General features: G+C 63.2%; 6 protein-coding genes. All 6 read right to left on the minus strand.

The genetic code is table 11. The features are described from left to right. Positions 1-62 precede the first annotated feature (62 nt). Positions 63-2768 carry a LuxR C-terminal-related transcriptional regulator gene (locus tag AC5RVS_RS10225; protein ID WP_494108048.1) on the minus strand — a complete coding sequence of 902 codons (2706 nt, stop codon included), beginning with the start codon at positions 2766-2768 and terminating at the stop codon, positions 63-65. A 730-nt stretch (positions 2769-3498) separates the two neighbouring features. Beyond that, positions 3499-4092 (minus strand): aminoacyl-tRNA hydrolase, encoded by a 594-nt coding sequence (gene pth, locus AC5RVS_RS10230; protein WP_493987976.1) that lies wholly within the window; start codon positions 4090-4092, stop codon positions 3499-3501. Between the two features lie 116 nt (positions 4093-4208). Further along, positions 4209-4811, minus strand: coding sequence for a 50S ribosomal protein L25/general stress protein Ctc (locus tag AC5RVS_RS10235; RefSeq protein WP_494108049.1), 603 nt, complete (start codon positions 4809-4811; stop codon positions 4209-4211). Between the two features lie 302 nt (positions 4812-5113). After that, positions 5114-6139 carry a M28 family peptidase gene (locus tag AC5RVS_RS10240; RefSeq protein WP_494108050.1) on the minus strand — a complete coding sequence of 342 codons (1026 nt, stop codon included), beginning with the start codon at positions 6137-6139 and terminating at the stop codon, positions 5114-5116. Between the two features lie 103 nt (positions 6140-6242). Further along, the gene (locus tag AC5RVS_RS10245; protein ID WP_494108051.1) at positions 6243-7493 is read right to left on the minus strand and encodes a heparan-alpha-glucosaminide N-acetyltransferase domain-containing protein; all 1251 of its coding nucleotides are present in this window, start codon (positions 7491-7493) and stop codon (positions 6243-6245) included. Positions 7494-7514: 21 nt separating this feature from the next. Next, complete coding sequence (locus AC5RVS_RS10250; protein WP_494108052.1) at positions 7515-12740, minus strand: Pls/PosA family non-ribosomal peptide synthetase; 5226 nt, start codon at positions 12738-12740, stop codon at positions 7515-7517. Positions 12741-13072 lie beyond the last annotated feature (332 nt).

Raw genomic sequence — 13072 nt, forward strand, 5'->3', positions numbered from 1 at the left:
CGCGACAACCTTGCGGAGATCAGTACGGCCGACAAAAGAATCCTCCGCCCAGCCGGATCTCGTCATCTGGAGGACGCCTCGAGCACATCCGACAGCTCCGACCTGCCACTGACATGTAGCTTTGTGTAGATCTGGTATAGATGGCTCTCAATCGTGCGGACGGATACGACAAGTTCATCGGCGATCTGTCGGTTCGTCAGTCCGGCAACGGCGCGCAAGGCGATCTCCATTTCCTTAGCGGTGAGCGGGGTGTGGGAGGCTACCGGCACGCCGACGGGCCCCAACAGCGCGCGATACTGCTGGGTGCGTGCCTTCGCCGCTGCGATCCTCGTCCCATCGTTGGCAGCCTTGGCGAGCGAGAACGCAGCCAAGGCCGCCTCGAGGGCAAGAAGATCATGTCCAATCAGGTGGGCGTGCTCGGCGGCTATCAGGAGTTGTTCAGGATCTCCGCCGGCGAGCCCTTTGCCATAGTGCTCGCAGAGCCGGGCGAAAGCACCTTGGATCACAGAGGCCCTGGCGACTAGTTCTTCCGCGGCAGCGGAGTCCCCGAGGCGCACTGCACCGCTGATTGCAAACAGTTCAGCATTCAGCCCTCCTCGTGCACGGTGCTGGTCGGCCTGTTCGAGCAGCTTGGCCGCGGCCAATGCTTTGGATGAGAAGGAGGCAGACGCCATCGCCAGGAAGTAGTCCCTGTCGCACTCAAAAATCCAGGTAGCTCGGCTCTGGATGGTACGGCTTTCCTGAGCCTGCCGATAATACTGACGGCCCTCCTCCAAATCGCCGCACAAGCAACTCGCGTAGGCGGCCGCAGCTGAAGCGACTCCGAAGAGACCGTCTGGATCAAATTGCCGTAGCTGACTGATTTGTGGTCGGAGCTTCTTTAAACCCTGGTCCGCGCGGCCGCGATGGACGTCCATGATGCCTTCCGCCATGCCTGAAGTCGCACTTGGGATCCGCCTGTGAGCAGCCTCAAAAGACTGATCGACGGCGGATACGGGGTCGCGGCGGTGCCACTCTCGGGCAATAAAGCGCACGAGGAACAGGTCCCGGGCGGCTGATTCCAGCAGCCCGGCGGGCTGTCCCTCCCGCTGGAACCGCTCCAGCTGCGCCTGTGCGAGCTGCAACGCGTCGTCGTTTCTGCCGGCCGCTGCCATGGCCTCGGCAAGCAGGTAACCCGCACGAAGTGAATGGACCCCGCCGTTGTTCGGCAGTTCCTGCTGAACCTGCTCCAGTGCTGGAATGGCGGCCGCATGCCGTCCATCACGCGCTAATAATCCCGCAGCGGCCAGCTCGACCCGAAGGCGTAGCTCCGCGTTGACGGCGCCGTCTTGGTCTTTTCTTATCTTGGCTCTGGCGGCAGCAATAGACCGGTGGGCCGTTTCTTGATCACCGCTGTCACCCGCTATTTCCGCCGCAACCAGATCCAGCTCCACATGTGAACTGAGGCCAAAATGCACGGTTTCCAACGACTCGAGCAACTCACGGGCGCGGCCGTGCTGGCCCAAGCCCGCCAGCGCAACCAGCTGCACCAAAACTACGTCCGGATCCCCTCGTCGGTGTCCCAGCGCGCCTAGAATTCGTAGACAGGCCTTGAAACTCCCTAACCGGTTCGCCAATCGGGCGCTCTCCAATGCAAGCCCCTCGTCCGCCTCCATCCGGCATCTCATCCGCCACAGGGTGTAGGCGAGACGGCCCCTTGGCGTCATGCCCGTCACGTCTATGACGCCCTCGAGGCGTTCAAGCAGCCTGCTAGCCCGCCCGGAGGGCACATTGTCCCGAATGACCTCGCCCAAGAATGGACTACCCATAATCAGAACCGGCCCGTCGGCCAGCCTGACCTCAACCAAACGATGGGACTCGAGCTGATCCACTTCGTCCCGTCCGGCCAGGCCGTTAGCCACCCACAACGGCAGTTCCTCCGCCAGCGCGCACACGTCGAGCAGGTCCCGCTGTGCAGCTGTGAGATGTGCGAGACCGAGCTTAACGGCTTCGGCTATGCGCCCGCCATGTTCGATCAGTTCATTCCGGCAAACCCACACTCCATCGCGGCGCAACAGGTGGCCGGCATCGAGCTGCTCCACTGCCAGCGCTTGTAGGAGCCTTGGATTGCCATTTGAGGCTCTCCACAATTGCACGACTACAGTCTCGGATACAGGGCCGTTTAGGGCACCGGCGAGAACATCCCGGGATTCCTCCAGAGACATCCCTTCCAGATCAAGCCGTTCCAGGGCGCCGTCAGTCCACATGCGCATAAAGTCCGGAGCGCGGGTCAGATCACGGACGGCCACCACAGGAGTCACAATGTCCGCTGCGGCCAGCTGCGCGAGGGTCAGGGCGGAAAGGCTGTCCAGGGATTCCGCGTTGTCCACGAACATGATGACGGGCAGGCCCGCCGCCTCGGTCCGAATCGCGTCGGAGATGCCGCCGAGGATCCGCACCGGATGATCCAGCTCCACACGGAACCGGCTGAGGATAACGTTGAACGCCCCGTACGACGTCCCTTTGTGTGAAGCAGAACCGCGGAGATGTACGACATGCGACTGGCCACCAACACACCGCAGGACATGCTGAATCAGTGCGGTCTTGCCCACTCCGGCTTCACCGACTACAACGACGCCTCGGCGGTCAGGACCAGCCAGCAGCGAATTCATAGCCTTGATGTGTACTGCTCGGCCCAAAAACGGCCACGGCAAAACAAGCTGGGTCATTTCGGCCCCCCCCAAGAACCGATAATGTCGGAACCGAACCCCCCAGTCCGGATCCAACATGTGTTAAAGACACAGCCGCAGGTCCCCCGCTTGATGAGCATCCTGCAGACTGATGCTTAGCGTACCTGCAAAACGCGATTCCCAACAGGGCGAAATTCTCAATCCGGCAGTCGTACATAGGCGACATGGAAATTGGTCCACAGCCACAGACTCTGCCCGCCATCCAACTCGCGGCGAAACCCCGACGGCTTGCACCCGATTGCCGTATCGCCCGGCTTCTCTTGGGGAAGCGGCCTTGCCTGTCGCGGGCATTGGAAGGGGCCGACGATGGGATGGGGGTGGCCCGGTCTCTTCAGGCCGCCCATCGTCGGCCCCGCTCAGGGAGCCGCAATGGCTGAAACGATTTTATCCACGTGCAATGCGGTGTGCCAATTGACGGTTTTGTGACGCTTGCCAGGGCGTGCAGCACCCTGGTTATCCAGCAAGGACCGACGGGGCCTGGGGGGAAGGTTCCGCCTGCGCGGTTCCTCTGGCATTAGCCAACCCCGCCGGTCCGCTGGAGGCGCCTGGATCCTTGGGCTCCAGGCGCACGGTATTGCGACACCGCCTTGAGGGCGCCAGCAACACTTTCTCAGCGTAAACAGGCACGGGCGGCCTGACACGAGTAGTCACCACTCGTTCTTGGGCCGAGGATGCGGTGCCCGTGACCCGCGGCTACCCGGGGTTCCGCGCCCGGGCGTGCTGTCCTCCGCCGTCGGACCATGGGGTGGGAGACCCGGTCTCCTGCCGCTCACCCCTGCTTGGCATTGGCGTGGTACTTCTGCTGCGCGGCCAGGAGCCCGTCGGCCAGGAGCAGTTCGACGGCGTCTGCTGCATCGTCCAGAAGGAAGGGCAGGTCTTTCTTTTCCGCCGTTGAAAAATCGCGCAGCACGTAGTCCGCCGTATCCATCCGCCCGGGCGGGCGGCCAACGCCTATGCGGACCCTGTAGTACTCCTTGGTCGCCAGCGCCTTGGACATGTCGCGGAGGCCGTTGTGCCCGCCTTCTCCCCCGCCGATCTTGAGTTTGATCGTGTTGAAGGGAATGTCGATCTCGTCGTGCAAGGCGACCACGTGGTCCGGTTCGATTGAAAAGAACCTGCACAGCGCCGCCGTCGGCCCTCCTGACAGATTCATGAACGTCAGTGGCTTGGCGAGCACGACCCTGGGCCCGCCGATTCCCAGACGCCCTTCCAAGACCTGGGCGTGCGCCTTGTGCGACTTGAACGAACCGCCGACCCGGCCGGCCAGCTCGTCGAGGGCCATCTGGCCGACGTTGTGTCGATTGCCGCTGTAGCCGGGGCCTGGGTTGCCCAAGCCGATTATCAGCCAGGTGTCGCTGCTCACGTGGACGGGTGCTCCTCGGACGGTAGATGCAAAGGATTCAAGATCATCCTAGGGATAGACCAAAACCCCCGGCGAATGCTCAAAAGCAGTCGCCGGGGGCTTTGGAGGCAGCGTTGTTACTCGGCCGGGGTTTCGGCTGCCGGCTCAGCGGCTTCGCCCTCTTCCTCGGCTTCAGGCTCGGCCACGGTCGGAGCGGAGACCGCGGCGATCACGGTGTCCTCGGGGATCAGCAGGCTGACGCCGGCAGGCAACTGGATGTCGGTGGCGTGGACGTGCTCGCCAATCGCACGGCCCTCAACGTTGATGGTCAGCGCCTCCGGCAGAGCGGTCGCATCCGCTTCGACCAGAACGGTGAACTCTTCCAGATCCAAGACAGCACCGGGTGCGACTTCGCCCTCAACATGGATGTTGACGTCGACGTGGACCTTCTCGCCCTTGCGGACGGTGAGCAGGTCGACGTGCTCAATGATCTGGGCGATCGGATCGCGCTGGATGTCCTTGGCCAGGGCCAGGTGCTCGCTCCCGTCAACGTCCAGGGTCAGCAGCGCGTTGGAGGTACGCAGCGCCAGCGTGGTGGCCTTCTGCGGGAGCAGCACGTGCAGCGGCTCTGCCCCATGGCCGTAAATGACGGCGGGGATCTGGGCGTTGCGGCGGGCGCGGCGGGCCGCGCCCTTGCCGAATTCGCTGCGGACTTCAGCTGCAAGCTTCTGCTCGGACATGATGTTCTCCTTATGCTGGGTGGTTTTGAGGCGGGTGCCTAGAGACCGACCTACCGCACCGATACCAGCGCAGAGAAACGAAGCTGCTAGCCACCGTCGATAACGGAGGGCCGATGTTGGCTCTCCCTCGCCTAGGCAATGCATGAAGTTTATCAGGGTCGGGCCGCTGGCCCGAATCATGCACCGGGATGATCTCGTGCTTGGACTGCCCTGCGCGGGCCAGTTGATCAGAGTCCGGAAATGGGCCACGTCCCCCACGGGTGGCAGCCGTGCTCTGAGCCTGTCAATACATTAGCCGCCGCTTACTCGAGGGCGCTGCTGTCTTCGGCCAGGCTGGTGGCGGCATGGGTGATCGCGTCGGTCATGATGGTGAGAGCCTCCAGATCGACGTTGTTAATGTCATCGCCTGACTTGTGGTAGTTCGGGTCGCGTGGCTGCCCTGGAGCGCCACCGAAAAGGATGCTCTCCCGGGCCGTTTTCCTCTCGTTGCTGCCGGTGAACAGGCCGCCCACTGCAACATCTTCCTCAACGAACGCGACTTGATCGGAATAGAAGTCCCAGTCCGTAGACACCCAGGGCTGGGCCCGGGAGTCGAAGTAGTCGGTGAAGAAGTTCATGATCTCCAGCGAACCGTCCGGCACGTCCCGCAGGGAGTCGTTATCGGTTTTACGTGGGTCGTAGACCGCGATGACATAGTTGGGTGAGGCGACCATGTCGACGTTGAGATAGGCGGCGATGTGGTCGAGTTCGCCGCTGTCGTCCTCTGCCAAGTCCTCGACATAGTGCTGGGAACCGAACGCCTCCGGAAACTCTTCCGCTCCCCACCACGCGAAGCGCACTTTGTTGCTGGGTTCATTCCGTTGGCTGAGTTCTTGCGCGGCCTCCAGCAGAGCCGCCGCGCCGGAAGCGTTGTCATTGATCGCAGGACTGTTCCGCACTCCGTCGAGGTGTGCGCCAAGCATGATCACGTTCTCGTCGCTGCCGCCAGCGGTCTCGGCAAGGATGTTGAAGGACTCATGGTTCTCGCCACGACTTTCGAAAGTGAAGTACTGGCGCCAGCTTTGATAACCGGCATCCTCGAGTTGCCGTTCTACGTACTGAGCCGCGGCCTCATATCCGGAGGTGCCGGTAGCTCGGTCACCGTGCTCGTCGGCAATTGCTTGAAACTCTTCCAGATGCTCGTACGCTGTTACAGCCCGCGCCTGCGGCCCGGAATTGTCCGTCCGCACCATGGCCATGACAAGCGCCACCAGGAGAACAACCAGCCCGAGCGCCGCGATGACGACAATTGGCCTCCGAGGCCGGCTTCGGGGCCAGTGCCATTTCATGTCACCCTCATGTGTGCAACATCACGACAGCATTCTAGCGTCCGGGGCTGTCGGTCAGCGAATGTCCGATGGCAGGCATGCAGGGTGTTCCGCTGGTCCCTAATCAACGGGGAAACGTTCCGGATGCCGCGCTGGAGCCGGATGATCCGTCGTCCACGATCTCTCGAAAGTTTTTGGCAGCCGCAGCGACCGGTCTCTCCAAGGGGCCTTGTCCGAGCCACCGGCTCCAGACCACGCCGAACGCCACGGCAACCGACAGATGCACGAGGAACCACAGGAATGGTGCGTCGTAGTGCACCTCAGGGCTGAGCGCGAGCAGGTGGGCGGAGTAGAGCGTCAGGGTCATCGTGCCCATCGCGGCAAGGGGTGTCAGCAAGCGTTCGACCGCCCGCTCGGCCAGGAGGAACAGACCGGTCGCCAACAGACCGAGCCCCAGGCTGCTGGCGATCGCCAACGGCATGTTGGAGTGCGGAGTCGCGATGGCGAGCCACCAAGCGGAGGTGTCCGGGATGATCCCCGGCCCAAAGACGAGACCATAGTCCAGCTCTTCACCCGTCATCTCGCTGGTGGCCAGCAGCCGCTCGAAGCCTCCCATGCCGTACAGCAGGATGGCTGAGACCGCGTTGGAAAAGATCGCCAGGCCTGCACCGATACCGGCGATATAGCCTTGCACCTTGGGCTTTCGCAGGTCCAGTCGTCCGATCCCCAGGCCGGTCAGGATGTAGCACATGTACGGCAGCGCCGGATATGAGCCGGTCAGCAGTAGATCCGAGGTCACGCCGGCCGGTTCGAAGAAGAAATGCCCCACGGTGGGGTTGAACGTCGACGATGTTGGGAGCATTGGATCCAGCTTCTGCAGCAGGATCGGCGAGACAATGCCGAAGACGGCTGCACTGATGAACAATGTTCTGGGCCGCAGATGGAGGAAAGGAATGGCGAGCAGGAAGAACACCGAATAGTAGATCAAGATGCCGTAGGCAGGAGGGTCCTCCTGCTGCAAGAAGGGTGCGATCACCAGCGCTATGACTCCGATCAGGACGGCCCGCACGGCCAGTCCCAGACGGTCCCCCGCCATCTTCCGCCCCGTGTGCGGTCTGTACCCACCGGAGGACAGGGCCAGGCCCACTCCGGCCAGGAGGGCGAACAGCGCAGCGGAGTCGCCGGCGAACAGGATCCACGCCAAGGTCGGCTCGCCGGTGTCCTCGTTCGCGTCCGGCAAGATGTGAATGGCGATCATCCCGATGAGGGCCAGGCCGCGGGCCGCATCAATGCCGATCAGCCGCCGCCGGTTCTGCATCGACTTAGCGTCTGCAGGACCGACGTCGCGTCCCTGCCTGTCCTGCATGGGGCTCATCTACGTCCTTCTTTGTCGGTTTTAGACGATCTCCCGTGCAGGGTTGCCGCCGTACCGCGCGCCTTCCGGCACTTGGCTACCCTTCATCAGGAAGGAGTCGGCCTCCAGCACCGAACCGTCGCCCATGGCGACGTCGTAGAGCACGTAGGCGCCGACGCCCAAGGTGACCCCCCGGCCGATGGTGATGGCGTCGAGCTTGAAGACGCCGTCCTCCATTGAGTGGCACTGGACGACGCTGGCGAGGTTGAGGGTCGTGTCGTCACCGATGGCCACCAACGTCTTCTCCGGGATGACGCAGCCGTCGTCAAAGACCCGCTTTCCCATCCGCACGCCATGCAGGCGCCAGAACAGGGGCTTGAACGGGGTGCCGTCGAAGAAATACAGCGGATACGAGATGAACTTCCAAAACCGTTCGTGCCGCCAGAATTTCACGTCATAGATGGAGCAAACGGTCGGGACCATCGCTTTAAATCCCTGGGCGGCACGCTCGAGCACGATGAAGAAGGCGATCATGAAGGCGCCGAAGCTGACCGTGCCCACATAGAGCCCGGGGCCCGGTACACCGGGGAACAGGATGATGGCGAGTGAGAACGCCAGCATGCCGGCGAGGACGAGAACCCACCGGCTGGCCAGATACAGTCCAATCGACAGCGCATTGTGCCGGTTCTTGGCCCGTATCCCGCGGACGATTTCCTCCCGGCGGTTTACCTTGAGGAACGCTGTGTCCCGATCGACCGACCGGGGAATCTCGAATGCCGGTGAACCGAGCAAGCCTACGTTTTGCCGGACCTCGCCATCGATGGGAACCATGACTTTGCTGCCGAAAAGAACGTTGTCGCCGGCACGAGCGCCGGCGGGATACGGGATGTCGTTGCCGAAGAAGTTCTTCGCACCGATCTTTACCTCGGAAACGCGGAAGGACGTACTTGAGTAGTTGGCGTTGCTGATCGACACCCCGTCGGAGATCATGGTTCCGGATCCTACGGTGGTCAGGTAAGGGTTGTCGTGGTCGAGTTCCGTCCCGAAGTTCGATCCTGTCTGCTCCAGGTTGGGCTGCTTGTAGCCAAGCAAACGGAGGTAGTGCACAGCCAGGGAGCTGTCCCCGCTGATATGCATGAACTGGAAGACGTTGGTCATCCGGAAGATCAGTCGGTGGGCCGCATAGCGCAAACCATACAGTGGATAGGCCTGCCCGGGTTTGATCAAGAGGTTGAGCAGCCGAGGAACCGTCAGCATTGCGGTCAGACCGACGAACATGCCACCGAACAGCAAGACGAAAGAAGCGGATACCAGGTCCAAGTAGAACCCAGGGTTCGCATGGTCCACATGGCCGGTTTCCACGTAGGCCGGCAGGAGCAGCGCGATGGCCAGCAGAAGCAGCGGGCCGAGCAGGACCGTGTTGTTGATCAGGACGAACGCGCTGTAGGTGAGCCGTCGCCACCGGCTGCTCCGCACCGGCTCAACCAACCGGTAGTTCACGTCCGTTGGTACCGCAGGGGATCCGTGCCAGCTTTCGCCGGCGGGTACGGACTGCAGTCGCTGCAGCGACGACGAGTGGCCGAGTTGCGCTCCGTCACCCATCGTAGAGCCGATGTCCAGCACGCACCTCTCGCTGATCAAGACGTCCTGGCCAAGCGTGACCCGGCCGGTCTGGATCCACCCGTTATGGGCCCGGTAACCCAGGTAGAACGTATCCCTATTGATCACCGTCCCGCTGCCGATCGTCAAGAGGTCGGTGCACACCGGAGTAATGGGGGTGAGGATGGTGACGTTGGCGCCGATCTTGGCCCCCAGCAACCGCAGATAGAACGGAAGGATTGGAGTGCCCACGAAGTAGGCCAGCGGGTTGAGTCTAACCAGCACACGGACAAACCAGAACCTGACGTATGCCAGGGACCAGATGCGAATGTTCTGCTCTTTCCACCGTCCGAGGATCAGCCATTTGAGCAGGATCGGCACGATGCTGAGAGCCAGAAAGAAGCTGACCCCGACGACGATCGAACGTCCCCAGATCTCCAGGACGTCGGCCCCTGCAATGACCCAGGTATAGCCGGCCACGATCGCCGTGATGAAGGCGTAGGAGTAGCCGATGGAGAGCGCTGCTTGCAGGACACCGCACAGCACAATGTCGAAAGTGGAAATCCGCCCTCGTTTTGGCCGGGCGGGCGCTTCCTGTTCCGCCCAGACGTCGGCGGCGGTCGGAGAAGCGATCGCCGCAGCGAGCGCTCGGATCGTCGGATGCTCGTAAATGACCTGCAGACCGACCGGCGGCAGGTCGGTGTGTGTGCGCAGCGCAGCGGAGAAGCGCGCAACCAGCAGTGAGTTGGCCCCGAGGTTGTCGAAAATATGAGCCTCAACCGAGACGCGTCCCAATCCCAGCACGTCAGCGAGCTGCTCCGCCAGAGCCGCCTCGGCGTCCGACGCCGGCTCGCAGTACTCGGCGTCGACCGAAGCGCCCACCCGGTTGCTGGGCGTCGGCAGGTTCTTACGGTCGGCCTTGTCGCTGGGCAGCATCGGCATGGTCTCCAGCTGCTCGTAGAAAGCCGGGACCATGTAGCTCGGCAGTCGGTCGCGGAGCTCCTCCCTGATCATCTCGGGCGCGAGATCGGAGACACCTTTGCGCAACGTATAGAACGCGGCGAGCTCGGTCATCCCCGGTGCTGAATCATGCGTCTCGACCACTGCCTGAGCAATCCCGGGGACTTGCAGGAGCACCGATTCGATCTCGGACAGCTCGATCCGGTATCCCCGGATCTTGACCTGGGTGTCGATCCGGCCGTGGTACTCGATCAACCCGTCGTCGGTGATGCGGCCAAGATCGCCGCTGCGATAGATTCGTCCGGAGGGATTGTTCGGAATGCCCATGAAGTCGGGGATGAAGACTGAATCTGTCTTCTCGGGATGGTTCACGTAACCGACCGCTAGCCCGATCCCGGCGATGCCGATCTCACCCATTTCGCCCCGTGGCAGTGCCCGTGGCTCCTCTGGATCCAGGATCATGATCGTGTAGGTCGGCAGTGGCTGGCCGAGGGTGATCGGCTTGTCGGGGTGCATAACGTCCCACGTGGCGGTCACGGTCGCTTCGGTAGGCCCGTAGACATTGAGGAACCTCCGGCCCGGCCGGTGCCAGCGCTCGGCCAGGTCGCGCGGGCAGGCCTCACCGGAGACCAGCAGAAAACGCAGGCCAGGAAGCTCATGCTCCAGTGTGGCCAGCAGGGTGGGTACACAACACATCGCGGTAACACGGTTGTCGATGACGAACCGTTCCAAGTCTGCCCCGAGCAGGCTCTTCGAACTCGGCTTGGGCACCAGAGTCGCACCGACCATCCACGGCACCCACATCTCCTCGACGGAGAAGTCGAAGGCGATTGTCAGCCCCTGATAGACGCGGTCGTCGCTCTGATATCCGTAGACCTCGGCAGCGACCCGGACGAAGTTGCAGATGCTGGTGTGTTCGATGGCCACCCCCTTGGGACGGCCGGTGGACCCCGAGGTATAGATGATGTAGGCCAAGTTCTCGACTGGGTCAGGCTTCTCGCTGTCGGTGAGCCGGGAGCCGGGCAGACCCGCAATGTCCGCGGCGAACGCGTCCAAAGTCAGGGCGCGGGCGCAACCTTCCGGCAACAGGCTGGCCAAGTGGCTCAAGGTCAGCACGCAGCTGGCCCCGGAGTCCTCCATGATGTAGCCCATCCGGTCCGGCGGGAATCCGGCGTCCAACGGCACATACGCCGCCTGGATCTTAAGCACCGCCAGCATCGAGACGTAGGACCACAGCGCATCGTCGAACAGCAGCGCAATACGGTCGCCGGCCCGTGCTCCGTCGGCGAGAAGGTGCCGGGCCAGCTGATTGGCCCGCGCGTCAAGCTGATCGTAGGTCAACGTCGAGTCCCCGGAGTCGACAGCCAACTGGCTTGCTCGGCCTTCGCGGCGCAGCGAGTCGCATCGGCTCTCGAAGAGCGCTTCCAGACGCTCACCCGGCGACCACCGCACACTCTGGCGGTGCGGGGACTGCAACAGCAACGGGTCCAAAATATCTGCCGTCGCCTCATTAACCGCGTCAGCCGCGGGTACCGAATCGTTTGAGCGCACCTCGTACGGCGCCGCGCCGTGCGCCGTCTCGCTCAGTTCGAGTCCCCGTCCGGCAGGTTCGGCATGCCCGTCGGCCCGGCCGGTAAATACGAGGCCTTCAGAATCGGCGCGGACGAGGTCTCCGGTGCGGTAAGCCCGAGGCCAGCCCAGGGTGTCCACGGGAGCATATTTCTCGGCATCTTCGCCGGGATCGAGGCACCGGCCCAAGCCGACCCCGCCGATGACCAGTTCTCCTTCTTCGCCCCATGCGACAGGCGTGTCGTCCTTGTCCACCACGGCCAGTTGCCAGCCGGGCAACGGGCGTTCGATGCGTACAGGAGTCGACCCGTCGGCCTGGGCGCAGGCGACGACGGTGGTTCCGGTGGGCCCGTAGGTGTTCCAGACTTCCCTGCCGGGGGCGGCCAGTCGTGCCGCAAGATCCGCGGGGCACGCCTCGCGGCCAAAGATCAGCAACCGAACGTTTTGCAGCGATTCCGCCTGCCAAAGTGCAGCCAGGGCAGGCACCGTGGGGACCACGGTGATACCCCGTGCCGCCATCCACGGAACCAGCTCCTCGCCGGAGCGGATCACATCGCGTGGGGCCGGCACCAGGCAGGCGCCGTTTCGCCAGGCCAGCCACATCTCTTCGCAAGTGTCGGCATTGACGGGAAGACCGGCCAGCACACGGTCGCCGGGCCCGAGCGGCTCCTCGGTGCAGAAGACGGACGCTTCAGCGTCCACAAAGGCGGCCACCGACCGGTGGGAAAAAGCAATCCCCTGGGGCTTGCCAGTCGAGCCGGAAGTGAAGATGATCCACGCATCGTCGTCGGCGGTGGGCGGGCGGGCTTCCCCATGGGAGGGCGCTTCGATCACGGGACGGACCCGCAGCCCGGATTCGACTACCGCACATACTTCTGCCTCTTCCCAGACCATCGTGGCCCGGTCCCCTGGCTCGTCAGGATCGACAGGGACGTATGCCGCGCCGCGGACGAGCACGGCCAGCACGGCGATATAGAGGTCGATCGTATCTGGGGCCATCAGGATGCCGACCCGGTCTCCGGCACCGATCCCGCGTTCGCGCAGGTTCAGGGCCAGGGACTCGATCCGCCCCAGCAACGCCAGGTAACTCAACGAGGTGGTGCCGTCATCCAGCGCTACCGCGTCCGGGTACTCGTCCACGGTGCGAAAAAGGATGTCCAACAAAGTGCGAGGGATTGGCGCAGGGCCCCCCGAGGACACTGCGGTCGAGGGAGCAACCGTGCTGCCGGCCCGTCCGTTGACTCCTGCCGGGGCCTGGTCGGTTCGGGCGGCCTGCGTGGCGAATGTTTCCGGAGCCGTCTCGTGGGCACCGGCCCGCCGCTTCCGCACCGGCAACTGTCCGACGACCATGGTGGTGTCCTCTGATCCAGAGTATGAGTTCTCGGCTGGAGCCATTGGTACCTCCCGTATCGGCGGTGCTTTTTGGGTAGATGGGGTTGCTGCGGTTAGTCCCTGCTCAGGTGGCGCAGAAA

The sequence above is a fragment of the Arthrobacter sp. Y3221048 genome, assembly GCF_059092685.1.

What these genes read in the sequence shown, in the direction of transcription:
- AC5RVS_RS10225 (WP_494108048.1), bottom strand. Translation starts at nt 2,768, where the DNA reads ATGTTGGATCCGGACTGGGGGGTTCGGTTCCGACATTATCGGTTCTTG.
- AC5RVS_RS10235 (WP_494108049.1), bottom strand. Translation starts at nt 4,811, where the DNA reads ATGTCCGAGCAGAAGCTTGCAGCTGAAGTCCGCAGCGAATTCGGCAAG.
- AC5RVS_RS10240 (WP_494108050.1), bottom strand. Translation starts at nt 6,139, where the DNA reads ATGAAATGGCACTGGCCCCGAAGCCGGCCTCGGAGGCCAATTGTCGTC.
- AC5RVS_RS10245 (WP_494108051.1), bottom strand. Translation starts at nt 7,493, where the DNA reads ATGAGCCCCATGCAGGACAGGCAGGGACGCGACGTCGGTCCTGCAGAC.